Annotated in this window: 28 protein-coding genes; 12 read left to right on the top strand and 16 right to left on the bottom strand. The window is 60.4% G+C overall.

What is annotated here, in order from left to right; genetic code table 11:
- Position 1 precedes the first annotated feature (1 nt).
- The 3 genes from AC1DF8_RS03600 to AC1DF8_RS03590 are packed head-to-tail and all read right to left on the bottom strand — an operon-like array spanning position 2 to position 4,762.
- Positions 2-2,821 (bottom strand): DUF4159 domain-containing protein, encoded by a 2,820-nt coding sequence (locus AC1DF8_RS03600; RefSeq protein ID WP_112543539.1) that lies wholly within the window; start codon positions 2,819-2,821, stop codon positions 2-4.
- A complete protein-coding gene (locus AC1DF8_RS03595) occupies positions 2,818-3,738 on the bottom strand; it encodes a DUF58 domain-containing protein (RefSeq protein WP_112543540.1) in 921 nt (306 codons plus the stop codon). The genes AC1DF8_RS03600 and AC1DF8_RS03595 overlap by 4 nt, the downstream gene beginning before the upstream one ends.
- A gap of 13 nt (positions 3,739-3,751) precedes the next feature.
- Complete coding sequence (locus AC1DF8_RS03590) at positions 3,752-4,762, bottom strand: AAA family ATPase (protein WP_477994988.1); 1,011 nt, start codon at positions 4,760-4,762, stop codon at positions 3,752-3,754.
- A gap of 159 nt (positions 4,763-4,921) precedes the next feature.
- On the opposite strand from AC1DF8_RS03590, the gene AC1DF8_RS03585 reads away from it, so the two are divergent.
- The 3 genes from AC1DF8_RS03585 to AC1DF8_RS03575 are packed head-to-tail and all read left to right on the top strand — an operon-like array spanning position 4,922 to position 7,481.
- Positions 4,922-5,581: a DUF1285 domain-containing protein gene (locus tag AC1DF8_RS03585; RefSeq protein WP_477994987.1), complete on the top strand. Its 660-nt coding sequence runs from the start codon at positions 4,922-4,924 to the stop codon at positions 5,579-5,581.
- Positions 5,578-6,228, top strand: a complete 651-nt coding sequence (locus AC1DF8_RS03580; protein WP_477994986.1) for a CoA pyrophosphatase — start codon at positions 5,578-5,580, stop codon at positions 6,226-6,228. Before AC1DF8_RS03585 ends, AC1DF8_RS03580 begins: the two co-directional genes overlap by 4 nt.
- Positions 6,225-7,481 carry a CCA tRNA nucleotidyltransferase gene (locus AC1DF8_RS03575; RefSeq protein WP_477994985.1) on the top strand — a complete coding sequence of 419 codons (1,257 nt, stop codon included), beginning with the start codon at positions 6,225-6,227 and terminating at the stop codon, positions 7,479-7,481. Before AC1DF8_RS03580 ends, AC1DF8_RS03575 begins: the two co-directional genes overlap by 4 nt.
- Before the next feature lie 2 nt (positions 7,482-7,483).
- Here AC1DF8_RS03575 and AC1DF8_RS03570 read toward each other — a convergent pair whose 3' ends face one another.
- The 3 genes from AC1DF8_RS03570 to hemF all read right to left on the bottom strand — a co-directional run bounded on the left by AC1DF8_RS03570 (position 7,484) and on the right by hemF (position 9,118).
- Complete coding sequence (locus AC1DF8_RS03570; protein WP_007824454.1) at positions 7,484-7,669, bottom strand: DUF1059 domain-containing protein; 186 nt, start codon at positions 7,667-7,669, stop codon at positions 7,484-7,486.
- A gap of 124 nt (positions 7,670-7,793) precedes the next feature.
- Positions 7,794-8,069: a hypothetical protein gene (locus AC1DF8_RS03565; RefSeq protein ID WP_112543545.1), complete on the bottom strand. Its 276-nt coding sequence runs from the start codon at positions 8,067-8,069 to the stop codon at positions 7,794-7,796.
- 137 nt (positions 8,070-8,206) lie between these two features.
- A complete protein-coding gene (gene hemF, locus AC1DF8_RS03560; RefSeq protein WP_477994984.1) occupies positions 8,207-9,118 on the bottom strand; it encodes an oxygen-dependent coproporphyrinogen oxidase in 912 nt (303 codons plus the stop codon).
- 145 nt (positions 9,119-9,263) lie between these two features.
- Here hemF and AC1DF8_RS03555 point away from each other — a divergent pair, with 145 nt between their 5' ends.
- Complete coding sequence (locus AC1DF8_RS03555; RefSeq protein WP_112543547.1) at positions 9,264-9,524, top strand: hypothetical protein; 261 nt, start codon at positions 9,264-9,266, stop codon at positions 9,522-9,524.
- 2 nt (positions 9,525-9,526) lie between these two features.
- Here the strand turns inward: AC1DF8_RS03555 and AC1DF8_RS03550 are convergent, their stop codons facing one another.
- The gene (locus AC1DF8_RS03550) at positions 9,527-11,173 is read right to left on the bottom strand and encodes a Na/Pi cotransporter family protein (RefSeq protein ID WP_112972204.1); all 1,647 of its coding nucleotides are present in this window, start codon (positions 11,171-11,173) and stop codon (positions 9,527-9,529) included.
- 190 nt (positions 11,174-11,363) lie between these two features.
- The gene (locus tag AC1DF8_RS03545; RefSeq protein WP_477994983.1) at positions 11,364-11,825 is read right to left on the bottom strand and encodes a tRNA (cytidine(34)-2'-O)-methyltransferase; all 462 of its coding nucleotides are present in this window, start codon (positions 11,823-11,825) and stop codon (positions 11,364-11,366) included.
- Between the two features lie 384 nt (positions 11,826-12,209).
- On the opposite strand from AC1DF8_RS03545, the gene AC1DF8_RS03540 reads away from it, so the two are divergent.
- Positions 12,210-14,066, top strand: coding sequence for an ABC transporter ATP-binding protein (locus tag AC1DF8_RS03540; RefSeq protein ID WP_112543550.1), 1,857 nt, complete (start codon positions 12,210-12,212; stop codon positions 14,064-14,066).
- A gap of 52 nt (positions 14,067-14,118) precedes the next feature.
- Here AC1DF8_RS03540 and AC1DF8_RS03535 read toward each other — a convergent pair whose 3' ends face one another.
- Positions 14,119-14,370, bottom strand: coding sequence for a CopG family ribbon-helix-helix protein (locus tag AC1DF8_RS03535; protein ID WP_112543551.1), 252 nt, complete (start codon positions 14,368-14,370; stop codon positions 14,119-14,121).
- A gap of 162 nt (positions 14,371-14,532) precedes the next feature.
- Here AC1DF8_RS03535 and AC1DF8_RS03530 point away from each other — a divergent pair, with 162 nt between their 5' ends.
- Positions 14,533-16,431 (top strand): ABC transporter ATP-binding protein, encoded by a 1,899-nt coding sequence (locus AC1DF8_RS03530; RefSeq protein ID WP_477995066.1) that lies wholly within the window; start codon positions 14,533-14,535, stop codon positions 16,429-16,431.
- Here AC1DF8_RS03530 and AC1DF8_RS03525 read toward each other — a convergent pair.
- The gene (locus AC1DF8_RS03525) at positions 16,402-17,331 is read right to left on the bottom strand and encodes an endonuclease/exonuclease/phosphatase family protein (protein ID WP_112543553.1); all 930 of its coding nucleotides are present in this window, start codon (positions 17,329-17,331) and stop codon (positions 16,402-16,404) included. The genes AC1DF8_RS03530 and AC1DF8_RS03525 overlap by 30 nt on opposite strands.
- 287 nt (positions 17,332-17,618) lie before the next feature.
- Here AC1DF8_RS03525 and petA point away from each other — a divergent pair, with 287 nt between their 5' ends.
- The 4 genes from petA (at position 17,619) to AC1DF8_RS03505 (ending at position 21,035) form a co-directional block, all read left to right on the top strand.
- Complete coding sequence (gene petA, locus AC1DF8_RS03520) at positions 17,619-18,194, top strand: ubiquinol-cytochrome c reductase iron-sulfur subunit (RefSeq protein WP_113016495.1); 576 nt, start codon at positions 17,619-17,621, stop codon at positions 18,192-18,194.
- Positions 18,195-18,208: 14 nt separating this feature from the next.
- Positions 18,209-19,477 carry a cytochrome b gene (locus AC1DF8_RS03515; protein WP_112543555.1) on the top strand — a complete coding sequence of 423 codons (1,269 nt, stop codon included), beginning with the start codon at positions 18,209-18,211 and terminating at the stop codon, positions 19,475-19,477.
- Positions 19,478-19,503: 26 nt separating this feature from the next.
- The gene (locus AC1DF8_RS03510; protein ID WP_477994982.1) at positions 19,504-20,376 is read left to right on the top strand and encodes a cytochrome c1; all 873 of its coding nucleotides are present in this window, start codon (positions 19,504-19,506) and stop codon (positions 20,374-20,376) included.
- 116 nt (positions 20,377-20,492) lie between these two features.
- Positions 20,493-21,035 (top strand): adenine phosphoribosyltransferase, encoded by a 543-nt coding sequence (locus tag AC1DF8_RS03505; protein ID WP_112543557.1) that lies wholly within the window; start codon positions 20,493-20,495, stop codon positions 21,033-21,035.
- Between the two features lie 57 nt (positions 21,036-21,092).
- Here AC1DF8_RS03505 and AC1DF8_RS03500 read toward each other — a convergent pair whose 3' ends face one another.
- Together AC1DF8_RS03500 and AC1DF8_RS03495 are read right to left on the bottom strand one after the other, a co-directional pair.
- Positions 21,093-21,560 carry a MaoC/PaaZ C-terminal domain-containing protein gene (locus AC1DF8_RS03500; protein WP_113016496.1) on the bottom strand — a complete coding sequence of 156 codons (468 nt, stop codon included), beginning with the start codon at positions 21,558-21,560 and terminating at the stop codon, positions 21,093-21,095.
- Positions 21,557-22,027, bottom strand: coding sequence for a MaoC family dehydratase (locus tag AC1DF8_RS03495; RefSeq protein WP_477994981.1), 471 nt, complete (start codon positions 22,025-22,027; stop codon positions 21,557-21,559). The genes AC1DF8_RS03500 and AC1DF8_RS03495 overlap by 4 nt, the downstream gene beginning before the upstream one ends.
- Before the next feature lie 81 nt (positions 22,028-22,108).
- Here AC1DF8_RS03495 and AC1DF8_RS03490 point away from each other — a divergent pair, with 81 nt between their 5' ends.
- Positions 22,109-23,179, top strand: coding sequence for a hypothetical protein (locus AC1DF8_RS03490; RefSeq protein WP_477994980.1), 1,071 nt, complete (start codon positions 22,109-22,111; stop codon positions 23,177-23,179).
- A 79-nt stretch (positions 23,180-23,258) separates the two neighbouring features.
- Here the strand turns inward: AC1DF8_RS03490 and ychF are convergent, their stop codons facing one another.
- The gene (ychF, locus tag AC1DF8_RS03485) at positions 23,259-24,362 is read right to left on the bottom strand and encodes a redox-regulated ATPase YchF (protein WP_112972212.1); all 1,104 of its coding nucleotides are present in this window, start codon (positions 24,360-24,362) and stop codon (positions 23,259-23,261) included.
- 228 nt (positions 24,363-24,590) lie between these two features.
- Between ychF and clpS the strand changes: the two genes are divergently transcribed.
- Positions 24,591-24,902: an ATP-dependent Clp protease adapter ClpS gene (gene clpS, locus AC1DF8_RS03480; protein WP_112543562.1), complete on the top strand. Its 312-nt coding sequence runs from the start codon at positions 24,591-24,593 to the stop codon at positions 24,900-24,902.
- A gap of 24 nt (positions 24,903-24,926) precedes the next feature.
- Here the strand turns inward: clpS and AC1DF8_RS03475 are convergent, their stop codons facing one another.
- The 3 genes from AC1DF8_RS03475 to AC1DF8_RS03465 all read right to left on the bottom strand — a co-directional run bounded on the left by AC1DF8_RS03475 (position 24,927) and on the right by AC1DF8_RS03465 (position 26,921).
- On the bottom strand, positions 24,927-25,382 hold the full coding sequence (locus AC1DF8_RS03475) for an N-acetyltransferase family protein (protein ID WP_477994979.1): 456 nt from the start codon (positions 25,380-25,382) through the stop codon (positions 24,927-24,929).
- A 5-nt stretch (positions 25,383-25,387) separates the two neighbouring features.
- Positions 25,388-26,104, bottom strand: coding sequence for an aminoacyl-tRNA hydrolase (pth, locus tag AC1DF8_RS03470; protein ID WP_112543564.1), 717 nt, complete (start codon positions 26,102-26,104; stop codon positions 25,388-25,390).
- Between the two features lie 94 nt (positions 26,105-26,198).
- Positions 26,199-26,921 (bottom strand): substrate-binding periplasmic protein, encoded by a 723-nt coding sequence (locus AC1DF8_RS03465; protein WP_112543565.1) that lies wholly within the window; start codon positions 26,919-26,921, stop codon positions 26,199-26,201.
- Positions 26,922-26,937: the final 16 nt, after the last annotated feature.

Below are 26,937 nucleotides of genomic sequence, written 5' to 3'. Positions count from 1 at the left end.
GTCACTGCCCCAGCCGTTCGAGCAGGTCGGGCACGTGGACCTGGTCCGTCTTGTAGTTGCCGGTCAGCATGTACATCATGATGTTGACGCCTGCGCGGAAGGCATATTCGCGCTGCGTCTCATCCGGCGGCACAGTGGGCAGGAGCGGTGTGTCATTATCGTCGACGGCCCAGGCACCGGCAAAATCGTTCGCGGTAATCAGGATCGGCGAGACGCCGTCTGCGGCAGCGGCCGGCCTATTGGCATTGCTCTGGTTCTGACCTCCCTGCCGCGCTTCGATCCAGAGCGGGCTGCCGGCGTAGCGGCCGGGGAAGCTGGACAGCAGATAGAAGGACTTGGTCAGCACGTGGTCGTGCGGTACGGGTTCCAGCGGCGGAATATCCAGATTGGCGAGGATCTGCTGCAGGCGCTGGCCGTTGGCAGTCGTGTCGCTGCCGCCTTCGAGAGAGTCGATCTGGTCGCGCGTATCGAAAAGCACCGTTCCGCCGTTGCGCATGTAGGCGTCGATACGGCTGATGGCGGCGTTGGACGGCATCGGCGCGGTTGCGGAAACAGGCCAGTAGATGATCGGGTAGAAGGACAGCTCGTCCTTGTTCAGGTCAACGCCGACGGGCGGAGCCGGCTCCAGCGTCGTGCGGTAAGTCAGGAATTTCGTGAGGCCGTCGAGCCCCTCTTCGGAAATATTGTCGACATCCTGTTCGCCGGTCACGACATAGGCGAGATGGGTATTGTCCAGCCGCTGCATGATGATGTCGTCGCCTGGCTGGGTGTCATTGGCATGCGAGATGTCCGGCCGCAGCATCAGTCCGGCCGCAAGCGCCACGGCGATCGTCGCGGCAGCCCTGGCGCGCGGGCGCATGCGGGAGAAGGCGCCGTTCATGAAGAGCACGATCAGGCTGTCGGCGAGGAGCAGCAGGAAGGCGATGAAGAAGAGCAGGGGCTTGGCAGACCAGCTTTCGCCGCCGATGAGACCGGCGCGGACGACATTAACGCCAGCAATGTCGAGTGGTTTCAGGTTCGCGTTTTCGGGCAACACGTTGAGCGCCGCAAAACCATCTTCCGAACCGTAGAGGCCGGGCGGGTTGTCAAAATTGGCAAGGGGCGCGGCCTTGGCATTCGGTATCAGCGGACGGGCGTTGCCGGTTTCCGTCACCAACGTGCCCTTGGCCGTCAGCATGCGGAAGGGAGGCAGGGTTTCGGCGACACGCGCGCTGCCTGTCGATTCCGAGGTCACGCCGCCAGAACGCGAGATCTGGATGAGGTGTCGCAGCATTTCGACGAACGTGCCTGAAATCGGCAGGTTTGACCAGGTGGCTTCGGCGCTCACGTGGAAGAGAACGATCTGGCCGGCATTCATCTTGTTCATCGTTACGAGCGGCGTGCCATCGGCAAGGCTTGCCCATGTGCGTTCGGCAAGATCAGGCGTCGGCTCCGCCAAAACCTGACGGTTGATCGTGACGTCGGTCGGGCGCGGTATGCCGGCAAACGGGCCGAAAGCGGGGAATTCGGCAAGCGCCTGCGGTTCGCTCCAGGACAGGCTGCCGCCAAGCGCCCGTTCGCCTTGTCGCAAAGTGACCGGGATCAGCGGGTCTTCGGCAGGGGCTGCAGCCAGGCGCGGGCCGGCAAAGCGCAGCAGCATGCCGCCATTCGATATCCAGCGCTGGAGAGGCGCGTAGGTATCCTCCGGAAGACGGCCGATATCGGCCATGATGATGACGGAGGGATTGTTGGCGAGCAGTTTCGGGATGGCGACCGAAAGATTGGCATCGGTCGGCCTCACCAGGTCCGCATAGGGTTCAAGCGCCCGCTGAATGTAGTAGAGCGGGGATAGCAGCGGCTGGAATTCATCGCCGCTTTCGCCCGACAGCAGCACGACCCTGCGGCGCTTGAAGGCATCGTCGAGCAAATGCACGGCGCCCGCGGTGGCGCCAGTATTGATGCTGACGCGGGCAAAATCGTTGCGCATCTCGAAAGGAGCGGAAATGCCGGCATTGACGGCTGTCTCGCCGGGGGCGAAATCTGCCCTGCCGGTGGCGATCACGCGGCCCTGTGCGTCCTGTGCGTTGAGCGGGACGGAGATCGCGCCACCGGGGCTGAGGCGGGTCACTTTGACCGTCATCGCGTCAGCTGCATTGGCGGCGCCGGAGATTGCGACCGTCTGGGCCGCATCGCCTTCGATCACGCGCAGTTCGGTGGGCTGAAGGTCGGAGAGTTGACGCACGATGGCGTCGTTATCACTGCTTGCCGCGCCGTCGGTGAGGAAGACAAGCGTACCCGGATGCGTGCCGTTGAGCGCCGAGCGCAGGGCCTCGAATGCCCGTTGGCGATCGGGCACGAGCGGCTTCGGCTGGGCGGCACGCAGTTTTTCGCGGGCGGCCGAGGCCGTCCCGGGTGTCGCGTCGTTTGTGGGCTCTGCGGTGAAGGCGACCGAGACGACAGCACCGGCGGACTCGGCATCGTCGATCAGTGCGTCGGCCGTCTGGACACGGCGCTCCCAGTCGGGTGCCGAAGCCCAGCTATTGTCGACGAAAAGGACGAGCGGACCACCGGACGCAAGCGTGCTGGTCCGCGGATTGAAGACTGGATCGGCGATCGCAAAGATTATCGCGGCGGCCAGAAGCATGCGCAGCAGCGTCAGCCACCAGGGGCTTTTCGCCGGCGTTTCCTCGCGCTTCAGCACGGTCGCGAGGATCTTCAGCGGCGGGAAGACTTCTGCCTGCGGACGCGGCGGCGTGAGCCGGAGCAACCACCAGATAACGGGAAGGGCAATCAACGCGCCAAGGATGGCGGGATAGGCAAAGGCGAAAGGAAGAGCGCTCAAAGCTGTCCTCCATGCGTTGCCTTTGCCGGCATTCCCGAAAGATACATATGGATTGCGACCAGCGCTTCGGACGCCAGGTGATCTGTGCGGTGGCTGACGAAGGTCCAGCCGAGATGGCGCAGTGATTGACCGAGGTTTTCGCGCCGGGCGAGATATGCGTTGCGATAGGCTTCGCGCAGGCTCTCGGCTCGTCCGGAGGTCAGCCTTTCGCCGGTTTCCGGATCGGTGAATTCGGTGCGGCCGTTGTAGGGGAAGATTTCCTCGGCCGGATCGGCGATTTCGACCACATGGCCGCGCAGGCCGCGGCGGGCAAGCGGCCCGAGACGGGCCATAATGGCGGGTGCGTCATCAAGAAAATCACCGATGAGGATGAGATCGCTCCAGCCGCGCACCATCGCAGTTTCCGGCAGGCCGCCGGTCAACGGCGTGTGCATCAGGACAGCTGCAAGCCTTTCGGCGGCGTTGCGGGCGGAGACGGGCTCCATCACCCCGGGACAACCGATACGCTCCCCGGAGCGGGCGAGGATCTCGGCCAGCGCCAGCATGATGACCAGCGCACGGCTCTCCTTCGATGCGCTGCCATAGGTCGACTTGTACATCATCGAGGGCGACATATCGGCCCAGAGCCAGATCGTGTGGGCGGCCTCCCATTCTCGGTCGCGCACATAGGTATGGTCGTCGCGGGCGGAGCGGCGCCAGTCGATGCGCGACAGGCTTTCGCCTTCGCTATAGGGGCGGAACTGCCAGAAATTCTCGCCGATGCCGCGTTTGCGGCGGCCATGCCAGCCGGCAATCACGGTATTGGCGATACGCTTGGCTTCAACCAGGCAATCCGGCACGAGAGCGGCCCGCTGCCTTGCGCGGGAAAGGGCATCATTGCCTGACGTCGGGTTGACGATCTGTCCGATGGATGCCACGCGCTACGCTTCCTTATCCCTTTGCCTGCCTGACCAGTCCGGCTATGACGTCGCGCACCGACATGCCCTCGGCACGGGCGGCAAAGGTCAGGGCCATGCGGTGCTCGAGAACAGGCTCGGCGAGTGCGTAGATATCGTCGAGCGAGGGTGCCAGACGGCCTTCGTAGAGCGCGCGAGCGCGGGCGCAGAGCATCATCGCCTGGCCGGCGCGCGGGCCGGGGCCCCAGGCGACATGCTTGTCGGTGGAGGCATTGCCTTGGCCCGGGCGGGCTGAGCGTACGAGCGAGAGGATGGCATCGACGACGGTGTCGCTGACCGGCATCTGGCGGACGAGCGTCTGAATTTCGGACAGACGTGCCGCATTGATGACCGGTTCGGGCTTGGCTTCGGTCAGGCCCGTGGTTTCCAGCAGGATCTGGCGTTCGGCGGCAAGTTCGGGATAGTTGACATCGACCTGCAGAAGGAAACGGTCGAGCTGGGCTTCGGGAAGCGGATAGGTGCCTTCCTGTTCAAGCGGGTTCTGCGTTGCCAGAACGTGGAAGGGCGAGGGCAGGTCATAACGCTGGCCGGCAATGGTGATATGGTATTCCTGCATCGCCTGCAGCAAAGCAGACTGGGTGCGTGGCGAGGCGCGGTTGATTTCGTCAGCCATCAGAAGCTGGGCGAAGACGGGACCCTTGACGAAACGGAAGGAGCGGCGGCCATTGTCGTCCTGGTCCATCACTTCAGAGCCGAGGATATCGGATGGCATCAGGTCGGGGGTGAACTGGATACGGTTTGCAGCAAGGCCGAGGACTTCGCCAAGCGTCGTCACGAGCCTGGTCTTGGCAAGGCCGGGAACGCCGACGAGAAGGGCATGACCACCGGAGAGAACGGCGAGAAGCGTATTTTCAACCACGCTTTCCTGACCGAAGATGACCTTGGAAACTTCCGTGCGGATGGCGGCGATATCGGATAGCGCTCGTTCTGCGGCGGCGACAATCGCCTGTTCATCGAGGCTGGCTTCGGTCTTGATCATACCCACGGGCGTCTCCAACGGCTGAAATCATTCGGCTGCGAATCGTCTGATTTTACTAGGCGTGCCTCATGCCCGATACAGTTATGAAGATGTTGCGGGCTGACAAGTTTGTTTCAAATGACTATCTCGTGACTTATTTCGTTAAGAGCAAACCGGGACAGAAGAATGGCAGCCGAGGAAATGAAGCATATGGCGGATGCAGCGGGGCTTGCCGCGCTGATTTCGCGCGCTTCCGAGGCGAAATCCGGAAAAAAGCGCGGGTTGCCGCCTGTCGAGAAATGGAATCCGCCCTTTTGCGGCGATATCGACATGGAAATCAGGGCGGATGGCACCTGGTTCTATATGGGCACGCCGATTGGCCGGCAGCCGCTGGTTCAGCTCTTTTCCACCGTTTTGAGGAAAGATGAAGACGGCAAGACCTACCTCGTAACTCCTGTGGAAAAGGTCGGCATCAGGGTCGTCGACGCGCCCTTTGTCGCCGTCGAGATGAATGCGAGCGAGAAGGACGGACAGAAGGTTCTGACCTTCCGCACCAATGTCGGCGATGTCATAGAGGCCGGCAAGGATCATCCTCTGCGTTTTCCAGGGCATGGGCCGGGAGATGGGCCAGGACATGGGCAAGCAAATGGGAAAGACAGCGAACTGAAGCCCTATCTGCATGTGCGGGGGCGGCTTGAAGCGCTCGTGTCACGCGCCGTGATGTATGAAATGGTAGAACTCGGGGAAGTGGCCGAGGTTGCCGGCCGGGATATGTTCGTCGTTCGCTCCGGCGGCGAGATCTTTCCGATCATGCCGGCGGATGAACTGGAAGCAGCCTCCCGATGAGCGAAGCGATCAGCAGGATCTATCCCCCGTTTTCGGCTGCCGAGTTCCGCCGCCGCGCGCTCAATCAGGTCGGGGCGCCTGTCGACCATGCCTGGCGCGACCATGGCGACCATGTGCTCAATCCCGATATCGTGGCGCTGGCCGAGACCTTGAAGCTGCGCGATGCGGCCGTATTGGTGCCTGTCGTCGACGATGGCGATGAGGCGAAGGTGATCTTCACCAAGCGGACGTCGACGTTGCGCAAGCATTCCGGCCAGATCGCCTTTCCCGGTGGTTCGATCGATCCGGACGATGTCTCGCCCGAGAAGGCCGCGATTCGGGAAACCGAAGAGGAGATCGGCCTTGACGGCGGTTTCGTCGAGACGGTCGGGCGGTTGCCGAACTATCTGTCATCCACCGGGTTCCGTATCACGCCCGTCCTCGGCGTGGTGCAGCGCGGTTTCTCACTGCAACTCAATCCGATCGAAGTGGACGATGTTTTCGAGGTGCCGCTTTCCTTCCTGATGAATCCGGCCAATCACAACAGGGACAAGCGCGTTGTTGATGGCATCGAGCGGCATTTCTATCGCATGCCATATGAAACATGGATGATCTGGGGCATCACCGCCGGCATCGTCCGCACGCTCTATGAAAGGCTCTATGCATGACCTCAGTGGTCGATCAGCCATGGTTTCAGGATCCGGCGCTCGGCCGTGTTTTTGCGCTCCTGAACGCCGATGGCGGAGAAGGGCGCGTTGTCGGCGGTGCCGTGCGCAACAGCCTGATGGGGCTTGCGGTCGCCGATATCGATATCGCAACAACCCTGCTACCGGAGACCGTGATGGAACGGGCGGCTGCGGCCGGCATCAAGGCGGTGCCGACAGGCATCGCGCATGGCACCGTGACGCTCGTCATCGACGGACGGCCCTTCGAGGTGACGACGCTGCGCACCGACGTGGAGACGGATGGACGCCGCGCCAAGGTCGCTTTCAGCATGGACTGGCAGTCCGATGCCGAGCGGCGCGACCTCACCATCAACGCGCTTTATGCGAATGCCTCGGGTGAGGTGATCGATCTCGTCGGAGGACTTGCCGATATCGAGAAGCGCAACATTCGTTTCATCGGCAATGCAGCGACGCGGATCGAAGAGGACTATCTGCGCATTCTGCGCTTCTTCCGCTTCTTTGCCTGGTATGGTTCCGGCCGGCCCGATGCGGAGGGACTGAAGGCCTCTTCGGCTGCAAGGTCGAAGCTGAAGACACTGTCGGCCGAACGGGTCTGGTCTGAACTGCGGAAGCTGCTCGCGGCCGAAGATCCAGGCCGGGCGCTTCTCTGGATGCGACAGGTTGCGGTTCTCTCGGAAATCCTGCCGGAAACGGAGAAATGGGGCATCGATGCCATTCCGGCGCTCGTTTCAACCGAAAAAGCGCTGGGCTGGACGCCTGATCCCCTGCTGCGGCTTGCCTCGATCGTTCCGCCTGATGCGGCGCGGCTGGAGGAATTGGCTGCACGGCTGAAATTTTCAAATACGGAATCGGCCTATTTGCGGGCCTGGGCGAAGGCTGCTCCGGTCAATGACGAGATTTCCGCAGCAGCCTTCGAAAAGCTGCTCTACAGAGACGGCCCAGACGGTATCGTCGTACGGCTGAAGCTGGCGCTTGGCGTTGCCCGCGGCAAGGCAGAGAATGGCAATTTCGATGAGATGAGCCGTTCGGCGCGGCTTTCAAAGCTTCTGGATCATGCGAGCATCTGGAAAAAACCGCAGTTTCCGTTGAATGGCGCGGACGTGATGGCCACAGGCATACCAGCCGGCCCGAAGGTCGGCGAAATCCTGTCGACCCTGGAAAACCAGTGGGTGGAAGAGAATTTCGTCTCCGACCGGGCGGCATTGCTCGCCCGGCTCTCGGAGATTGCAGGTTGAGGTCAGGCCGCGTTCGCCTCGTCGCGGATGCGGGCCTTGATATTGTCCACCATGTTTTCGCGAATGGTCGTTTCGCCGTGGGCGGTTCTCATATGCTCGACGGCGCGGCGAACAACTTCAGCATCATTATCGGCCCTTGTGTGCCAATCGCATCCGGGAACGAGCGTACCGCATTCGAAAAGTCGCATGGTCTTCTCCTGTCTCTGAAATGCAGAACCAACGCGCTTTCGCGCGACTGGGGAATGTGCGGCAATGGAGAAGGTTCCGGCGGAGGAAAGCTCCGGCCGACCTGGAAGTCGGCCGAAAGGCTCGTTATTGGTGGGGCATTGCCCAGGCCATGTAAGTGTCCGAAAGGTGTGCGGGCTTGTTGCTGTTGGCAGCACCTGTTGCCTGCTGTTCAAGTTCTTCCGGGGTCTTGCCGCCTGCGAGCTGCAATTTCACCTGCTCAACAAAGCAGGACAGCGGCAGGTCGGAGCCGCTTTTCGCTCTCAAGTCTTCGGCGATGCGCGTTAGAAACTCGGGCGCTTCGATTGCGCGGGACGTTTCCTGAACACCTGCAGAAGCAGGGGGGCTGCTTTGTACCGTCATGACAATCCTCCTCCGATTGTAACGCACAGAAGCTAATTTAGGACGCACTCAGTTCTGATGAAGGCCTTTCAACGCGATTTTACCGGAATTGTGTTTCAAATTTATCAGCGTGCCGGTCCCGCACGCTTGGCGCTGGCTTATGGCCAGCGCACGACGGGTGGCAGCGAAGAGAGAATGGATTCGACATTGCCGCCGGTTTTCAGGCCGAAGATCGTTCCCCGGTCGTAGAGCAGATTAAACTCGACGTAGCGACCACGGCGAATCAATTGTTCGTCACGGTCGGCTTCCGTCCAGTCCTTGTTGAAGTTTGAACGGACGATCTTTGGGTAGACCATGGCGAAGGCCCGGCCGACATCCCGCGTGAAGGCGAAATCTGCATTCCAGCCGCCGGCTTCCTCGGCGGAATGCAGCCAGTCGTAGAAGATGCCGCCAACGCCACGCGCTTCGTTGCGATGCTTCAGGAAGAAATAATCGTCGCACCATTTCTTGTAGGCATCGTAATCGGCGACCGCATGGTTGCGGCAGGTGATTTCCATGGCCTTGTGGAAGAGCAGTGTGTCCTCGTCCTCCTGCGTGCGGCGGCGAGAGAGCACCGGGGTCAGATCAGCGCCGCCGCCGAACCAGCGGCTGGTAGTGACGACCATGCGGGTGTTCATGTGAACGGCCGGCACATTGGGATTGACCGGATGGGCGATCAGCGAAATGCCTGACGCCCAGAAGCGTGGATCCTCACTGGCGCCTGGTATCTGCGCCCGGAAATCCGATGAGAACTCGCCGTAGACGGTGGAGGTGTGCACGCCGACCTTCTCGAAGACCCGACCCTCCATCATCGACATGCGGCCACCGCCACCTGCACCGTTTTCGCGCGACCAGTCCTTGGCGACGAAACGGCCGGGCTCCTGATCGGATAGCGGGCCTTCGAGTTCGTCTTCCAGTGCCTCGAAGGAAGAGCAGATCGTGTCGCGCAATCCTTCGAACCATGTTCGGGCGGCGGTCTTCTTGTCCTCGATGTCTTCGGGCAGGCCGATCGGCAGTTCCGGTCTTTCCATGCGATTCGCTCTTTCCTGATTATGACTATCGTTTAGCAGGTGCAGCAGGCGCCCGCCAGCACAGGGAGGTGGCTGCAAGGGCTTGCAAGATTCGACTCGCAAAGGGGCGATTTCGATACTACCTTTCGATCAAGAGGTAGGTTTTATGGCGAAAATTCCGGGGCCTCCGCCCTTTGAAGGCTTGAAGCGCAGGATCGCAAAGCATCGGGCAGAAGCGTCCGCCCGTCAGAAAGATCACTTCGTCCGCGAGACGTATCGGATGGGGCTTCTGGAAGCCCGCGCCAAGGCGCGCGAATGGTTCGATGAATATCCCAAAGCTGCCTACTGGACAGAGGTGGAGAGCTGGCGCCAGCTTGAAGGCGACCAGATCGAATTCACCATGCGCCGCCTGCCATCCGCCGACTGACCCTATTCCGCCGCATCGCGCAGACGGCTTTCGATCAGCAAGCCGCTTTCATCGAGGATCGGGTGCGCTACCGACACGATATGAGCGTTGATACGCTTCAGATCCCGCAGCATGTCGAGATGGAGTGAGCTGGTCTGCAGGCTGTCGGCACGCCCGTCACGAAGCCGCTCCAGATGCCGCTCGGCAGATTGCTTCTCCATGCGGCGGACTTCGACCTTCACTTCCATCATCTGTTTGGCAAGGTTGAAGTCGCGGGTGACGAAGATCGTCTGCGCGACGCGCAAGTTGTCGATCGTCAGGTCAAACAGCTTGTGCAGTTCCCTGTAACCATCCTCCGAGAATTTCAGGCCGAGCGAGACCTTCTTGCCGACCTGTTCCAGCAGGCCCTTCTCGATGATGTCGCCGATGTGCTCGAGATTGATCGCGTAGTCGATGATGACGATCGAGCGCCGTGCATTCTCGTCGCTCAGGCCGACGCGGCCGAGCTTGGAAAGATAGATCTTCACCTCCTGTTGCAGGAGATCGACCCTCTTCTCGAGAGATGGGATCTCGGCCAGCTTCGACATGTCGTTGTGCTGGAAAGCTTCCGAGCTGCGCATCAGCATGCGTTCGATCAGGTCGCCGACACCGAGCACTTCGCGGGTGGCACTCGCAAGCGCCACCACGGGTGTGGACAATTCCTGCATGTCGAGAAATTTYGGCCCCTGATCCGGCTGAACATCGTCGGGCACGAGGCGGCTGGTCAAAGCGGCAAGCATCGGGGAAAAGGGCCACGCGACGGCGGCGAGCAGGATATTGAAGATCAGATGCGTATCGACCGGCAGTTTGGAAGGGCCAAAAGGCAGCATTTCGAGGAGCGGCGCCGCGTAGCCGGCAAGCGGCAGCGCCACGAGGCAGCCGGCCGTACGAACGATAAGATTGCCAAGCGTCACCCGCCTTGCCGATGCCGGACCGGAGAGGGTGGCGATGACAGGCGGGATTGCGCCGCCCAGGTTGGCTCCAAGCACGAGAATGACGATCAGTTCAGGCGAGACGATGCCGGTCGAGGCCAATGAGAGGATCAGCACGACGACGGCGAGACTGGACGACGAGATGAAGGCGAGGGCTGCCGAAAGGGCCAAAGCGACCGGCCAGGCATCTCCGAGAAGGCCGATGAACGCGGCCAGCGCCGGAGAGCTGCGCATCGGTTCCGTCGCGTTGCTGAGCAGATGCAGCGAGAGCAGCATCAGGCCGATGCCGATCATGGCCGCACCTCCGCCGTGGCGGGCAGCAGACTTGCCGCGATAGAGCACGATGCCGAGGAGGATGAGAAGCGGCGACAGCCACTCGATGCCGGTTGCGACGATCCAGGCGGTCACAGCCGTTCCGACATTGGCGCCCAGCAACACGATCTGTGCCATGCGCGGCTTGATGAGATCGCGCTCCACGAAAGACGCCGTCATCAGGGCTGTCGCCGTCGAACTCTGAAGGGCGATGGTTGCCAGGAAGCCTGACAGGATCGAGCGTGGGCCGCTCGCCGTGCCGGTTGCAAGCCCTGTCCTCAGACGTGCTCCGAAGGCGCGCGTGACGCCGTCCTTGACCTGTGCCAGGCCGAAGAGCAGCAGCGCGATCGCGCCGAACAGATTGATCATGACGATTGTGGATTCCATGGTCCTGATCTTTTTCTTCTTCTTGAGAAGCTTTTCCCGATTCTACATTTGCGCAGTCGAGTAAATTATTGGAATCTCACCGCTTGTGCAGATTTATTGATTGCCTGGCTAATTAATATAGGCGATTTTGCGTCGATTCAAAGCGGTGTTTGCGACATCAAGGCCGCCAAGCATCGGCATGGGTGCAGGTTCACGACCAGGCGGTCTGGCGCATTGCCTCGCCTGTTATCATCGCGGCGGAGACGGCGAGGTTGATCGAACGCTGGCCTTCCACCATCGGGATCAGGACGCGCCCATCGGCACGTTCATGCACGTGATCGGGCACGCCGGCGCTTTCACGGCCGAAGAGCAGGATATCGTCGGGCCGGAAGGCGAAATCCGTGTAGCGCTGCGATGCTTTCGTCGTGGCGAGGATCAGGCGGCGGCCGGTGGCTGCACGCCATTCCTCGAAGCGGTCCCAATTGACATGGCGTGTCAGTGCGGCAGCGGCCAGATAGTCCATGCCCGCGCGCTTCAGGTTGCGATCGGAAATGTCGAAGCCGGCCGGTTCGATGATGTCGACTGCAAAGCCAAGGCAGGCGGCTAGGCGCAGGATTGTGCCGGTATTGCCGGGAATATCGGGCTGGTAGAGCGCAAGCCTGAGGTCTGCCATGGGAAGTTGTCCGTTACGATGATGCAAAAATGGCCTATCCGAACTGTGATTTTGACGCAACAGGACGTTTTTTGACCATTTGATGGTCATTTTCCGATGCGGCGGGGCTGGAAATTTGGGCATTTTCGCGTTATCGGTGCATATCTTCAATCGCCAACAGGGAGCGCCGACATGGATATTTTTGTGCTGATGCGTCTCCCGCCTGTGATGCCGCTGTTGGTGATCTGGCGCGTATAAAGCGCTTTTCTTCCCTAATTGCCCATTTGATTCATTGCGCGGCCGTTATGGCCTCGCCCCTTGAGCCTCCGGTTCCCATATGTGCTTGCATGCGCCCCTGCGGGCGCGAAGACGGGGCCGGAACGCGGAAATTCCGGAGCGATTTTCATGTTTGGCTGGTTCGAGCAGCGACTTAATCCCTTTCCGAGCGAGGAGCCGGTTGCTCCCCCGAAAGGCCTTTTTGCCTTCTGCTGGCACTATACGAAGCCGGCGGCAGGATGGCTTGCACTCATGGCCGTTCTGACGGCGACGATCGCCATCGGCGAAGTGGCGCTGTTCCAGTTCCTCGGCGATATCGTCGACTGGCTGACGAATGCCGACCGCGCGACCTTCCTGCAGAACGAAGGCCACAAGCTCATCTGGATGGGTGCGCTGGTGCTGATCGGCCTGCCGCTCGTTGCCGGTCTCGATTCCCTTATCATGCACCAGATGATGCTCGGCAATTACCCGATGATCGCGCGCTGGCAGATGCACCGCTTCCTGCTGCGTCACAGCATGACCTTCTTCGCCAACGAGTTCGCCGGACGCGTTGCCACCAAGGTCATGCAGACGTCGCTTGCCGTGCGCGAAACGGTCATGAAAATCCTCGACGTCTTCGTCTATGTCGTGACCTATTTCCTGTCGATGATCGTCATCATCGCGGCCGCCGACTGGCGGTTGATGCTGCCTGTCCTCGCCTGGCTTGGTATCTACATCGGTATCGTTGCCTATTTCGTGCCGCGGCTTCGCAAGATCGCGGCCCAGCAGGCCGATGCACGCTCGCTGATGACTGGCCGCGTGGTGGACAGCTATACGAATATCGCGACCGTGAAGCTGTTTTCCCATGCCGGCCGTGAAGAGGTCTATGCGCGGGAAAGCATGGACGGGTTCCTGGATACGGTTCACCAGCAGATGCGCAAGGTGACGCTCTTTCACATGAGCGTCTATCTGAACAACTGCATCTCGTTGTTCGTCATCTCCAGCCTGTCGATCTATCTATGGCTGAACGGCACGATCTCGGTCGGCGCGATTTCCATCGCCATTGGTCTTGCGATGCGCGTCAACGGCATGTCGCAATGGATCATGTGGGAAGTCTCCGCACTCTTCGAAAACATCGGTACCGTCTATGACGGCATGGAGATGATGTCGAAGCAGCACGATATCGTCGACAAGCCGGGCGCCGCCCCGCTGACGGCGAAGAAGGGTGCGATCCATTACGACCGGATCGGCTTCCACTATGGCAAGGGCAAGGGCATCATCGAGAACCTGTCGCTCGATATCCGAGCCGGCGAAAAGGTCGGCCTCGTCGGGCGATCGGGTGCTGGCAAGACGACGCTGATGAACCTGCTCCTGCGGTTCTACGATCTTGAGTCCGGGCGCATCACCGTTGATGGACAGGATATTTCTGCCGTGTCGCAGGACAGCCTGCGTGCGCTGATCGGCGTGGTGACGCAGGATACCTCGCTCCTGCATCGCTCGATCCGCGACAACATCGCCTATGGTCGCCCGGATGCGAGTGACGAGGACATCATCGAGGCGGCAAGGCGGGCCAACGCCTGGGAGTTCATCGAAGGGCTTGTCGACATGCAGGGCCGCAAGGGGCTGGATGCACAGGTCGGCGAGCGCGGCGTCAAGCTTTCCGGCGGCCAGAGACAGCGTATCGCGATCGCGCGTGTCTTCCTGAAGGATGCGCCGATCCTGGTGCTCGACGAGGCGACCTCGGCGCTCGATTCCGAAGTGGAAGCGGCGATCCAGGAAAACCTCTTCGCGCTGATGGAAGGCAAGACCGTCATCGCGATCGCCCACCGCCTGTCGACGCTGACCGAGATGGACCGCCTGATCGTGCTCGACAAGGGCCGCATCATCGAAAGCGGCACACATGCAGAGTTGGTGAGCCACGGTGGCATTTATGCCGACCTCTGGACCCGCCAGTCCGGCGGCTTCCTTGCCGATCACGAGGAAGAGGCTGAAGTCGCAGCCCAATAAAAAAGCCCTTCCCGCATGAGCGGGGAGGGCTTTTCCTTGTCCGGCCATATCGCTAGAGCGTGCGGACCCGATCCGCGCAGAGACTGTCGGCCCAGTCGATGACGCGATGATGTTCCACTACCATGATTGAGTTCGAGGCAAGCGACTGCAGCGTGAAGATGCGCTGCCGCTCTTCCCGTTCGATCCAGCTCGCGATCGCCTCCGTCACGATGCTGTCGCGTGGCACATCGAGCGCGTCGGCCAGGGCGTCGAGCTTTTCCGCAAGGGGAAGCGGAAGATGCGCATTGAGCGTTTTCGTTTCCATATCCGCGGTCTCCGGTAAGTAGCGATCATGGCACGAGATCGTGGTCGCTGCCACCCGTATCAATGGTGATGACGCCGATATTACAGATCATTACCAAAATATAAGGTTTTGGCGGCCCTATATTCTCTTTGCCACAATTCTGAACGGGCCTATATCGCGGTGATGCTGCTCACTCCGATCCTTCGCCTGTTCGAAACCTGGATAGATCCCTTCCGCGCTCGCGACAATCTTCAGCCGCCGCGCAGTACATTTGGATTCATCGCCTTCTATATCGGCCAGGCCAAGTGGCCGTTTATCGCCATGCTGATCCTCGGGGGCATGTCGGCTGCGATCGAAGCGGCGCTCTTCTGGTTCGTCGGCAGGCTCGTCGACATCCTCAGCACGATCAAGCCGGGAGCCGGTTGGAGCACGCTTCTGACCGCCCATGGCGGCGAGATCTTCGGCATGCTGGCACTGATCGGCATCGTTCGCTTCGTCGTCGCCTTCCTGATTGCGCTCATCGACCAGCAGGTGATTACGCCCGGTTTCTATAATCTTGCGCGCTGGCAGTCCTATCTGCATGTGTCGCGCCAGTCGCTCGCCTTCTTCCAGAGCGATTTTTCCGGGCGCATCGTTACCAAGGTCTGGTCAGCGGGCCAGGCGACGGGCGATCTCGTGACATCGCTGATGGAAAGCGTCTGGTTTGTCGGCATCTATGCCGTCACCACGCTGGTTCTGGTCGGGCAGCTTGATTTCTCACTGGCTGCGGTGGTGCTCTTCTGGCTGATGGCTTTCAGCGTGCTTGCCCGCTATTTCGTGCCGCGTATCCGCTATCATTCGCGTGAAACCGCTGAGGCAGCCTCGCTGCTCAATGGCCGCATCGTCGATGCCTATAGCAATATCCAGACGCTGAAGCTCTTCGCCCGCGACGAAGAGAGCGACCGCTACATGCTCAATGGCTTCAACACCTATCAGGACACGGTGCTGCAGTTCACGCGTTTCATCACCGGCGTGCGCGCCTCGATGGCGCTGCTGTCGGGCCTGATGATCGTGACCATGGCCGGCATCAGCGTGGACCTGTGGCTGCGCGGACTGATCAGCTCCGGGGGCGTCGCCTTCTCGCTGACGCTGGTTCTGAGACTGAACTTCCTGCTCGGACGTCTGATGACGCAGTTCAACGGCATCATGCGCAATCTCGGCACCATCCAGAACGCGGCCGAGCTGATCTCCCAGCCGCTGCATCTCGTCAACCGTCCCGATGCGAAAGAACTCGTCATCAAGCAGCCAGGCATCCGTTTCGAGAACGTGTCTTTCCATTACGGCAAGGAGAATGCCGTCATCGACAAATTTTCGCTGACGATCCGTCCGGGCGAAAAGGTCGGCATCATCGGCCGCTCCGGTGCGGGCAAATCGACGCTCGTCAACATTCTCCTGCGCCTCTACGATCTCGAAGGCGGGCGCATCCTGATCGACGGGCAGGATATTGCCGGCGTCACCCAGGAATCGCTGCGCATGCAGATCGGCATGGTCAGCCAGGATACGTCGCTGCTGCATCGCTCCGTGCGGGACAATATCCTGTTCGGTCGGCCTGATGCCGGGGAGGAACGGCTTGTCGAGGCCGCCAGACGCGCCGAGGCGCTCGATTTCATCGAGCGGCTGCGAGACCAGCAGGGGCGCAAGGGTTTTGATGCCCATGTCGGCGAACGTGGCGTCAAGCTTTCGGGCGGCCAGCGGCAGCGTATCGCCATTGCACGGGTGATGCTGAAGGATGCGCCGATCCTCGTTCTCGACGAGGCGACCTCGGCGCTCGATTCGGAAGTGGAAGAGGCGATCCAGTCGAACCTCAATCGCGTGATGGAAGGCAAGACGGTGCTTGCGATCGCTCACCGGCTTTCGACCATCGCCGCGCTCGACAGGCTTGTCGTGATCGATCGCGGCAAGATCATCGAGGAAGGCACGCATGATGCGCTTCTGAAACAGGGCGGCCTTTATGCCGAGCTCTGGGCACGCCAGTCCGGCGGCTTCCTCGCTTCCGACGACGACGATACGCGTTCAGTGTTCGCGAACGAAATCGCTGACTAGGCCGTAATGGTTCGAGCCGAAGCTGTCTTCCAGCCGGCTCGTCGAGCGGATGAGCAGTGGCGTCCTTGCGAAGATATGGTCGATGCTGATGCCGAAGGAGCCCGCGCTGACCGGCCAGGTGGTTGGTTCCGGGAAATCCGTCTTCAGTCCCGTTCCGCGCAAAAAGTGCTGGATGGTGGGCGCCAAGATTGAAGAATTGAAATCTCCGGCAACCACAAGTGCGCCTGTATGAGGCTTCATGAAAGCGGTGAGATCCTCGAGCTCGTCAGCCTGAAAATCATCAAAATACGGCTTGGAGAGATGGGGGAACAGCAGATCGACAGGCGTCCCGTCGAAGTCGATCGAAATCGACACGAGCCGCTGTTTCCAAAGCTCGCCGATGTCGCGGATCTCCTGCCGGGCAAAGGGACGTTTCGACAGCACGAGCGTATCGCATGTCGCGCTCGCATCGCAGCCGATCCGGTAGGGATAGAGCTGCTGAAGCCGTGGCAACTGCGCGAAGACCGGCTCGGCCTCCATGATGTCGACCACGTCGGCGCCCGAGGCCAGAATGGCATCAGCAATCCGCCCGCCGTTTTCAAAATTGTCATTCTCGATATTGAAGGACATGAGCCGGAAAAGGCGAGGGGCGTTCTCCGAAGGCGGCTTGCCGGCGAATTCGCGCAGCATGATGACGCCATGGATATTCAGGAAGGTTGCCACCGCCAGCATCAGGAACCCATACCAGTGCCGCTTGAAAAAGAGGGCAATAACGGCACCGACAGCACAGATGATGCTGAGATGAACCTGGAAGCTGTAAACGAGCGAAAGCAGCCAGAAATCGGTAAGATAACGGAGCGAAACGAGGGCGAGAACAATGGTGATGAGGACGCTCAATACGCAGAAAACAGTATGCCTCATCGGCGCAAATCCAAATTCGTATGGCAAACTCACCAGCGCCTAACACGCGCCCCAGTTTGTTGCAATGCAGCAAAGTTGCAAGCCAGTGATTGCCTTAAAAAATTCACTCAAATTTCCCGCGACATTGTGCCCCCATCCCCTTGTCAAGGCTGGACATAATTTGCGATCAAGCATAGAACGCGCCGGATTGGTGGGGAATCTATGGCCGAAATATGTTCTGATAGATTCGCCGCCTCTGGAGGGGCAGGGCGGAATTCCGCGACAATTGCGCAGAGGATGGTTAAGCCGTGAGCGAACACGTAACGACAAGCGAGGCTTCAGAGCCCACTCGCCGTGATTTCCTTTATCTCACCACTGGCATGGCCGGTGCGGTCGGCGCCGTTGCGGTTGCCTGGCCGTTCATCGACCAGATGCGTCCGGATGCGTCGACGCTCGCGCTGGCTTCCATCGAAGTGGACGTCACAAGCCTTACGCCCGGCATGTCGCTGACCGTCAAGTGGCGCGGCAAACCGATCTTCATCCGCAACCGCACACCGGAAGAAGTCACGGCTGCAGCCGATGTCCAGCTGTCGGACCTCAAGGATCCGATCGCCCGCAATGCAAACCTTCCTGCCGACGCGCCTGCAACGGGCGATGACCGCTCCGGCGGCAAGGGCAAGGAAAACTGGATCGTCATGATCGGCACCTGCACCCATCTCGGCTGCGTTCCGCTCGGTCAGGCCGGCGAATACAATGGTTGGTTCTGTCCCTGCCATGGTTCGGTCTACGACACGGCCGGCCGTATCCGCAAAGGCCCGGCGCCGCAGAACCTGGCGATCCCGACCTTTTCATTTTTGTCCGACACAAAGATCAAGATCGGTTGAGGGGAGACTGATTAATGAGTGGCCATTCCAGCTACGAGCCATCAACCGGCTTGGAAAAATGGGTCGATGCGCGCCTTCCGCTGCCGCGCATGGTCTATGACAGCTTCATTGCCTATCCGGTTCCGCGGAACCTGAACTATGCCTACACGTTCGGCGCCATGCTCGCCGTCATGCTGATCGTGCAGATCCTGACGGGCGTAACGCTCGCCATGCACTATGCCGCCGACACCACGATCGCGTTCAACTCTGTTGAAAAGATCATGCGTGACGTCAATCACGGCTGGCTGCTGCGTTACCTGCATGCCAACGGCGCATCCTTCTTCTTCGTCGCCGTATACCTGCACATCGCCCGCGGCCTCTATTACGGTTCGTACAAGGCGCCGCGCGAAATTCTCTGGATCCTCGGCGTCGTCATCTACCTCCTGATGATGGCAACCGGCTTCATGGGCTATGTCCTGCCCTGGGGCCAGATGTCCTTCTGGGGCGCAACCGTCATCACCGGCTTCTTCTCGGCCTTTCCGCTGGTTGGCGAATGGGTCCAGCAGTTCCTGCTTGGCGGCTTTGCCGTCGACCAGCCGACGCTGAACCGCTTCTTCTCGCTGCATTACCTGCTGCCCTTCATGATCGCCGGCGTCGTCGTCCTGCACATCTGGGCGCTGCACGTTACCGGCCAGACCAACCCGACGGGCGTCGAGGTCAAGACCAAGACGGATACGGTTCGTTTCACGCCTTACGCAACGCTCAAGGATGCGCTCGGCGTTTCGGTCTTCCTGATCGTCTATGCCTACTTCGTCTTCTACCTGCCGAACTATCTCGGCCATGCCGACAACTACATCCCGGCCGATCCGCTGAAGACCCCGGCCCACATCGTTCCGGAGTGGTACTTCCTGCCGTTCTACGCGATGCTGCGCTCGATCACCTTCAATGTCGGCCCGATCGACTCCAAGCTCGGCGGCGTTCTGGTCATGTTCGGCGCCATCATCGTGCTGTTCTTCCTGCCCTGGCTCGACACCTCAAAGGTGCGCTCGGCGGTCTATCGTCCGTGGTTCAAGCTGTTCTACTGGCTGTTCGTAATCAACGCGATCATCCTCGGCTGGCTCGGCTCGCAGCCTGCGGAAGGCCTGTATACGACGATCTCGCAGTTCTGCACGCTGCTCTACTTCGCATTCTTCCTGGTCGCGATGCCGGTCCTTGGGCTGGTGGAAACACCGCGCCGCATTCCGAACTCGATCACTGAAGCGGTGCTCGAAAAGCGCAACAAGACTGCTGCGATCAAGGCCTGAGCGAGCGGACGGGAAGGAATAGAAATATGAAAAAGCTTGTTGCAAGCATCCTCTCGCTCGCTGTCGCAGCCGGCCTTGGCGGCGTCGCGTTCGCCCAGGAAGCTGCCGCCCCGGCTGCCCATCATGAGGAAAGTGCTACCCCGCACTATCCGCTGAAGGAACCGAAGGAAATCGACTGGACCTTTGCCGGCCCGTTCGGCCATTACGACAAGGGCCAGCTCCAACGCGGCCTGAAGGTGTATACCGAGGTCTGTTCCGCCTGCCACTCGATGAACCTCGTGCCCTTCCGTACGCTGGGCGCACTCGGCTATTCGGATGCACAGGTCAAGACCTTCGCGGCCAATTACGAAGTTCAGGACGGCCCTGACGCCAGCGGTGAAATGTTCACCCGCAAGGCAGTTCCATCCGACCACTTCCCATCGCCCTATCCGAATGCGGAAGCTGCCGCTGCTGCCAACAACGGTGCGGCTCCCCCGGATATGTCGCTGCTTGCCAAGGCCCGCGAAGTCGAACGCGGTTTCCCGCAGTTCGTCTTCGATATCTTCACCCAGTATCAGGAAAGCGGTCCGGACTATATCCACTCGCTGCTGAYCGGCTATGAAGAGCCGCCGGCCGGCTTCCAGGTTCCGGCAGGTTCGCATTACAACCCGTACTTCCATGCCGCTGCCGTTCTCGCCATGCCGAAGCCGCTTTCCGACGACCAGGTCACCTATGACGACGGTTCGCCGCAGACGGTCGATCAGTATTCCAAGGATGTCTCGTCGTTCCTGATGTGGGCGTCCGAGCCGCATCTCGAAGAGCGCAAGCGTACCGGCTTCATGGTCATGGTCTTCCTGCTGATCTTCACGGTGCTGGTCTATCTGACCAAGCGCTCGATCTACGGGCGCACCGACCACTGAGATATAATCGGTCTCATCGGAAAAGGCGGCTTTTCAGCCGCCTTTTTTATTTGGTTTGACCCGGCGCAATTGATAGTGTGCGGGCGTTTTGTGCCCCTCGCAGATACGGATTTTCGATGAACAACACGCTTTCGGAGCTTGCGGCCAGCATCCGCTCCATTCCGGATTATCCCAAGCCCGGCATCATCTTTCGCGACATCACCACGTTGCTCGGCAATCCCCGGGCCTTCCGCCGCGCGGTCGATGAACTCGTGCAGCCCTATGCTGGTCTGAAGGTCGACAAGATTGCCGGCATGGAAGCGCGGGGCTTCATCCTCGGCGGCGCGGTTGCGCATCAGCTTTCCTCGGGCTTCGTGCCGATCCGCAAGAAGGGCAAGCTGCCACATGACACGGTGCGCATCGCCTACAGCCTGGAATATGGCGTGGACGAAATGGAGATGCATCGCGATGCCGTTGAGCCAGGCGAAAAGGTGATCCTCGTCGACGATCTGATTGCGACGGGCGGCACGGCTGTGGGGGCGACAAAGCTTCTCCGCCAGATCGGCGCGGAAGTGGTCGGCGCCTGCTTCGTCATCGACCTGCCGGATCTCGGCGGCCGCAAGAAGCTTGAGGATCTCGGGGTCGACGTGCATACGCTCGTCGAGTTTTCCGGCCATTGAACCTGTCAATTCCAGCAGAGCCGTTTTAGGCGTTTGCTGGAATTGCTTCTGCCCGCATCACTCGAATTCGAGCACGCTGCTTTCGAAGCGGATGACGGCAATACCGTCCTGATTGACGCCTTCGCAGAGGATGCTGTTGACATGCCAGCCGGGCCGCGACGCCAGCGGGCGACCGGAGAGAAAGGTCACGGAATAGCTGACCGTCTCGTCGACAAAGACCGGTTTCAGCCATTGCAGCTTCTGGAAGCCGGGTGAGGGGCCGAGGTTCGGCGGGGCCAGGCCCTCGCTCTTCAGCCGGTCGATCTCCGCCATCCAGTATTTGAGGAAACATTGCATCCAGGCGGCCGTCGTATGCCATCCGGAGGCGCAGAGCCCGCCGAACATCGTGTCGCCGGCCGCATCCTTGTCGGTATGGAAGCGCTGCGGATCGTATTTCCGGGCGAAGCTGAGGATCTTTTCTTCGGTGAAGACATAGGTCCCGATCTCACTCTTCTCACCGGCGGCGTAGAGTTCGGTCATTCTCATGCGCTGACCTCCGGGCTACCACGCATGCCGAAGATGACGGAGTTTTCCGACAGTAGGACCAGTTCGCCGCGATGGTTTTCCACCTCGTGGCGGAATTTAACGATGCCGAGGCCTGGACGCGAGCGCATCGGACGTGCCTCCAGCACCGTCGAATGGCCGGAGAGCGTGTCGCCTGCCAACACCGGTTTGCGCCATTCCATGAAATCGACGCCCGGTGCACCTTCGCAAAGCGAGTTCAGGACGAAACTGTCGGCCATCATGCGCATGAACATCGCCGACGTATGCCAGCCGGAAGCGGCAAGGCCGCCGAGGATGCTGGCACGGCCCGCGGTCTCGTCCAGATGCATGGGCTGAGGGTCGAACTCCGCGGCAAATTCGATGATTTCGGGTGCCGTCACTGCTTTCGGGCCAAGCGGAAAGCGCCGGCCGGGCTGGAAATCCTCATAGGCGAGCTTTTCTGCAGGCATTAGGGCTCCTCATCATAGGCAGGCGTCATTGCTTACAATAGCATCCGCGCGGGCTCAATGATTCCATAGGAACGAACCGGCATGGCTGAACTAAGGTCGATACTCGACGAGGCGGCGCGCGAGGGGCTGATTACCGCCGAGGCTGGCGAGCGGCTGGTGCCGTTCCTGGCTGCACGCGGTGTCGTCGTCGACGCGCGTGCAGCGGGGCCCTTGGAGCCGGCTTGGTCGGATACAGAGACGCCACGCTTCGTCAGGGGCTTTCACGACGTCCTCATCACCATCGGCATCCTGATCGCGCTGGCGGGCCTCTGGGGACTTGCTTCGCTCTATGCGGTGCTGCCGGCAATCCTCCTGCTGGCAGAAATCCTCGTGAAGCGCCAGCGCCTCGCGCTGCCGGCTGTCGTGCTGACGCTGGCGGTTTTTGCCTGGACCTTCCGGATGATGCTGTCGGTCTATCCCTCCAATGCCGATCTGTGGCTGACAGGCGATGGCATCGACAGGTTCATCGTCGCATTCCCCGTCATCATGGGGCTTTTCTATCTGCGCTACCGTGTGCCGCTTGCGCTTGCGCTTTCCATCTTCTCGGGGTTGGCACTCGTGCTCGCGCTTGTCTTCCGCCTGCTGCAATGGGCGAGCGGCGACGATGCCTTCATCCTCAACCATCCGACTCTTGTGTCGGTCATCCTGTTTGCCTGCGCCGTCGGCCTGTTCGTCGCTGCACTCGGTTTCGATCTCAGCGACAGGCTTCGCCGCACGACGCGATCGGATGTCGCCTTCTGGCTTCATCTCGTTGCCGCACCTGCGCTGCTCTACAGCATCCGGATCTTGCTCTCACTCGACGGCGGCTGGCTGGACATCATGGACGCCAACTCCTTCAAGACCCCGGTTGTCGTCGTAATCGTCGTGCTGTTGATGCTGATCGGCCTGATCATCGACCGGCGCGCTTTCGTCACGTCTGGCCTGCTGACGCTGGGACTGGCGATCTATGGGATATTCCGGCAGGGGAGTGCGACCGTCGATACCTATATTTTCGGAACGCTCATTATCGTCGGCGTGATCGTGCTAGTCATCGGTACGGGCTGGATGCCGCTTCGGCGCATCGTGTTGCGTGCCTTGCCGTCAGGCGTGGTAGAGAGACTGCCGCCCGGCTGAGCGGCAGCTTTGGTTTTTCTGCTTGACGCATGTCGTTATCGCAAAAACGCTGCGGGCTTTTGCGCGACATGCCTATGCATCAGGTATTGAAGCGGAAGTGGATGACGTCGCCGTCCTGGACGACATATTCCTTGCCTTCGTCGCGCGCCTTGCCGGCCTCCTTGGCGCCGACTTCACCATTGAACTGGATGTAGTCGTCATAGGCGATCGTATTGGCGCGGATGAAGCCGCGTTCGAAATCCGAGTGGATCACGCCGGCTGCCTGCGGCGCCTTGGTGCCGCGCGCAATCGTCCAGGCGCGCGTTTCCTTCGGGCCGACCGTGAAATAGGTGATAAGGTCGAGCAGCTTGTAGCCTGCGCGGATCAAGCGGTCGAGGCCAGCTTCGTCAAGGCCGAGGGCTGAAAGGAACTCCTTGGCTTCCTCATCTGGAAGCTGGGCGACTTCGGATTCGATCGCAGCCGAGATAATGACGGTTTCGGCGCCTTGCGCCTTCGCCATCACGGCGACAGCCTCGGTATGTTGGTTGCCGGTCACAGCGTCGCCTTCGGCGACGTTGCAGACATAGAGGACTGGATGCGAGGTCAGGAGGTTAAGGCCCTGGAGGATACGGATCTCTTCCGCGTCCAGCTTCGCGAGCAGGGTGCGAACCGGCTTGCCGTCCTGCAGCAGGGCGAGCGAGGCTTCCATGATCGGCAGCATGGCCAAGGACTCCTTGTCCTTGCCGGCGGCGCGCTTGCGGGTCTGCTCCGTGCGGCGCTCAAGGCTTTCGAGATCGGCGAGCATCAGTTCGGTCTCGATCGTATCGGCGTCGGCAACCGGATCGATGCGACCTTCCACGTGGGTGATGTCGCCGTCCTCGAAGCAGCGCAGGACATGCACGATGGCATCGACTTCACGAATATTGGCGAGGAACTGGTTGCCGAGACCTTCACCCTTCGATGCGCCACGCACGAGGCCGGCAATATCGACGAAGTTGATGCGGGTCGGGATGATTTCCTTCGACTTGGCAATATTGGCAAGCTTCTGCATGCGGGCGTCGGGAACGGCCACTTCGCCGGTGTTCGGCTCGATCGTGCAGAAGGGATAGTTCGCCGCCTGCGCTGCCGCCGTCTTGGTGAGTGCGTTGAAGAGGGTCGACTTGCCGACATTCGGCAGACCGACGATACCGCATTTGAAGCCCATGGCTGAAACCTGCTGTTCTCAAGAAATCCTTGGCCGTGGCTATGGGATAAAGGAGGGGAGCGGTCAAGTCTTAGAGCGCTTTTCTCGCCGCTCCCTTGCCGTCGGGGCTTGGCAGCATTATTCTTACTCTCGCGGGATTTCCCCCGGCACCAGGTGTCGAAATTCTGCAATCTAAAAAGCTTAGTTAGATCCAAACCCCTTCCCATGTCATCAACGGGCGGATTTCCGATGGCTGACAACGACATTGCCTTAAAACCCAAGACCAGGGTGAAGCCGAAGCTGGACAAGCCGAAGCTCTACAAGGTCATTCTCGTCAATGACGATTATACGCCACGCGAATTTGTCACCGTGGTGCTGAAGGTCGTTTTTCGCATGAGCGAAGAGGCCGGTTACCGCGTGATGATGACGGCACACAAGCTCGGCTCCTGCGTGGTCGTGGTTTGTACCAAAGATATTGCGGAGACGAAGGCCAAGGAAGCCATCGACCTTGCCAAGGAGATGGGCTTTCCACTGATGTTCACGACGGAGCCTGAGGAATAGTGGCCGGAGGAAAGGACGTGCGTCTCAACACGGGCGGCGGATCTGGTAGCCGGTCTTGTCCTGCATGAAACCACAGTTTTCATAGAAGCGCAGGGTTGCCGGATTCTTGGATCCGGTGAGCAGCATGACCTTGTAGCAGCCGACGTTCCAGGCTTCTTCAATCGCATGCCGGATGAGTTTGCCGGCATAACCTTGCTTGCGGTGATCAGCGTGGGTGACGACGTTTTCGATCAGTGCGTAGGAGGCGCCATTGCGCGTCAGGTTGGGCACGATGACCAGCGTGACGGTCGCGGCAGCGATCTCGCCGGCAAAACCAATCAAGACCGTCATGCCGGGCTGCGCCAGAATGGCGGAAAAACGTTCCGTTGCCATATGGGCAGAGAGGACCGGATCGGTCGGGTTGAGGTGCTGGTAGAGGGTGGTCAGGCCCTGCAAATCGCCGACGGCCGCGGGCCGGATGCTGAAGTCCCCGCCTACCATCGCGTTCAGTCGCCCTTGTTGCCGAACATCTTTTTCAGCATCTCGGCCATGGGGCCAGTCGCCGGAAGCTTCTGCTGGCCGTGATTGCGGGCCTGGTGAATGTGGGACTTTCCTGCCGGCTTCTTCTCCGGCTTCGGCTTTTCCTCTTCCGCCTTGCCGCCGAGCGCGAGTGCAATCTTGTTCATCAGCTGGGAATCTTCATTGCGGACCAGCATGTCGGCGTTGTCGGCGAGCGTGTCGAGCAGCGGTTCCAGCCAATCCCGGTCGACCTTGGCGAAATCACCAAGCACATGGTTGTGCACGAGTTCCTTGGCGCCTGGATGACCGATGCCGAGGCGCAGGCGGCGGTATTCCTTGCCGCAATGGGCGTCGAGCGACTTGATGCCATTGTGGCCGCCATGGCCTCCGCCGGTCTTCAGCCGCGCCTTGCCGGCCGGGAGATCGAGCTCGTCATAGATCGCCACGAGATCGGAAGGCTGCAGCTTGTAGAAGCGCATGGCTTCGCCGACCGCTTCGCCCGACAGGTTCATGAAGGTCTGCGGCTTGATCAGCAGCACCTTCTCACCCGCCAGCTCACCTTCGGAAATCTCGGCCTTGAATTTCCTCGACCAGGGCGAAAAGCTGTGGCGGCGATAGATGGCATCCACCGCCATGAAGCCGATATTGTGCCGGTTGCCGGCATATTTCGCGCCGGGATTGCCGAGACCCGCGATGATCAGCATGGCCTGTCTTCCTTGCAAGAGCTGTTGGCGTTCACCACCGCGAAACGGCGGGAAAGTCAAGTGGCAAAGGCGGGCGTGAACGGCGGGCGGCCGATCAATTCAGCAGATGCAGGCCATACTTCGTGAAGATCTGCTTCTGTTCGCCGCTGGCAATCAGCTTGTCCAGCGAGGCCTGCATGCGGGCCAGGAGATCGTCCGGGAAGTTCTTCTCGCAGGCAATTCCCATCGGCTGGGAGGACAGCACGGTCACCATTTCCAGCGGCTGGTCAGCCTTCAGCTTGTCGAAATAGAGTTCGGAGATCGGCATCATGTCGATACGGCCGCCGAGCAGCTTGCGCAGCGTCGCGTTGAAATCGCTGGCGACGTCGAGCTTGGTAAAGCCTTTCTCCTTGAGTGTCACTTCGGTATAGTCGTCACGCTGTGTGCCGATAACGTATTTCTTTGCCGCCTCGAGGTTGGCGGCAGAGACGCCTGAACCCTGGCGGGTAATCAGGATGTTGCGGTCGACGAGAAGCGGCTCGACCCATTTGAACAGGCCGTCGCGCGAGGCATTGTGGGCGGTCGCGAAGACGCAGGTCATCGATGTCGTGCGTGCGAGACTGAAGGCACGGGCCCAGGGCATGACGTCGAGCGTATAATCGACGCCGATATCGGCCATCACCTTCTGAACCTGTTCGACGGTGGCGCCCTTGATAACCTTTCCGTCGCGGTAGTTGAAAGGGGCGTATTCCTCGGTCACGAAGGCTACCGTCTGGGCTGACGCCGACGCGGAAAAGCAGGGCAGGGCAAGAAGTGCAAGAAGCAGCAGCCTTTTCATCGCGATACCTCCCGTA

The organism is Rhizobium sp. 05N49 (genome assembly GCF_056396805.1).
This window is presented reverse-complemented; position numbering and strand designations above follow the sequence as displayed.

What these genes read in the sequence shown, in the direction of transcription:
- AC1DF8_RS03545 (WP_477994983.1), bottom strand. Translation starts at nt 11,825, where the DNA reads ATGGCAGACCTCAGGCTTGCGCTCTACCAGCCCGATATTCCCGGCAAT.
- AC1DF8_RS03530 (WP_477995066.1), top strand. Translation starts at nt 14,533, where the DNA reads ATGCTGCTCACTCCGATCCTTCGCCTGTTCGAAACCTGGATAGATCCC.
- AC1DF8_RS03535 (WP_112543551.1), bottom strand. Translation starts at nt 14,370, where the DNA reads ATGGAAACGAAAACGCTCAATGCGCATCTTCCGCTTCCCCTTGCGGAA.
- ychF (WP_112972212.1), bottom strand. Translation starts at nt 24,362, where the DNA reads ATGGGCTTCAAATGCGGTATCGTCGGTCTGCCGAATGTCGGCAAGTCG.
- AC1DF8_RS03490 (WP_477994980.1), top strand. Translation starts at nt 22,109, where the DNA reads ATGGCTGAACTAAGGTCGATACTCGACGAGGCGGCGCGCGAGGGGCTG.
- AC1DF8_RS03505 (WP_112543557.1), top strand. Translation starts at nt 20,493, where the DNA reads ATGAACAACACGCTTTCGGAGCTTGCGGCCAGCATCCGCTCCATTCCG.
- AC1DF8_RS03580 (WP_477994986.1), top strand. Translation starts at nt 5,578, where the DNA reads ATGAGCGAAGCGATCAGCAGGATCTATCCCCCGTTTTCGGCTGCCGAG.
- clpS (WP_112543562.1), top strand. Translation starts at nt 24,591, where the DNA reads ATGGCTGACAACGACATTGCCTTAAAACCCAAGACCAGGGTGAAGCCG.
- AC1DF8_RS03585 (WP_477994987.1), top strand. Translation starts at nt 4,922, where the DNA reads ATGGCAGCCGAGGAAATGAAGCATATGGCGGATGCAGCGGGGCTTGCC.
- AC1DF8_RS03525 (WP_112543553.1), bottom strand. Translation starts at nt 17,331, where the DNA reads ATGAGGCATACTGTTTTCTGCGTATTGAGCGTCCTCATCACCATTGTT.
- AC1DF8_RS03570 (WP_007824454.1), bottom strand. Translation starts at nt 7,669, where the DNA reads ATGCGACTTTTCGAATGCGGTACGCTCGTTCCCGGATGCGATTGGCAC.
- AC1DF8_RS03565 (WP_112543545.1), bottom strand. Translation starts at nt 8,069, where the DNA reads ATGACGGTACAAAGCAGCCCCCCTGCTTCTGCAGGTGTTCAGGAAACG.
- pth (WP_112543564.1), bottom strand. Translation starts at nt 26,104, where the DNA reads ATGCTGATCATCGCGGGTCTCGGCAATCCCGGCGCGAAATATGCCGGC.
- AC1DF8_RS03500 (WP_113016496.1), bottom strand. Translation starts at nt 21,560, where the DNA reads ATGAGAATGACCGAACTCTACGCCGCCGGTGAGAAGAGTGAGATCGGG.
- AC1DF8_RS03575 (WP_477994985.1), top strand. Translation starts at nt 6,225, where the DNA reads ATGACCTCAGTGGTCGATCAGCCATGGTTTCAGGATCCGGCGCTCGGC.
- hemF (WP_477994984.1), bottom strand. Translation starts at nt 9,118, where the DNA reads ATGGAAAGACCGGAACTGCCGATCGGCCTGCCCGAAGACATCGAGGAC.
- AC1DF8_RS03475 (WP_477994979.1), bottom strand. Translation starts at nt 25,382, where the DNA reads ATGGTAGGCGGGGACTTCAGCATCCGGCCCGCGGCCGTCGGCGATTTG.
- AC1DF8_RS03515 (WP_112543555.1), top strand. Translation starts at nt 18,209, where the DNA reads ATGAGTGGCCATTCCAGCTACGAGCCATCAACCGGCTTGGAAAAATGG.
- AC1DF8_RS03555 (WP_112543547.1), top strand. Translation starts at nt 9,264, where the DNA reads ATGGCGAAAATTCCGGGGCCTCCGCCCTTTGAAGGCTTGAAGCGCAGG.
- AC1DF8_RS03540 (WP_112543550.1), top strand. Translation starts at nt 12,210, where the DNA reads ATGTTTGGCTGGTTCGAGCAGCGACTTAATCCCTTTCCGAGCGAGGAG.
- AC1DF8_RS03465 (WP_112543565.1), bottom strand. Translation starts at nt 26,921, where the DNA reads ATGAAAAGGCTGCTGCTTCTTGCACTTCTTGCCCTGCCCTGCTTTTCC.
- AC1DF8_RS03495 (WP_477994981.1), bottom strand. Translation starts at nt 22,027, where the DNA reads ATGCCTGCAGAAAAGCTCGCCTATGAGGATTTCCAGCCCGGCCGGCGC.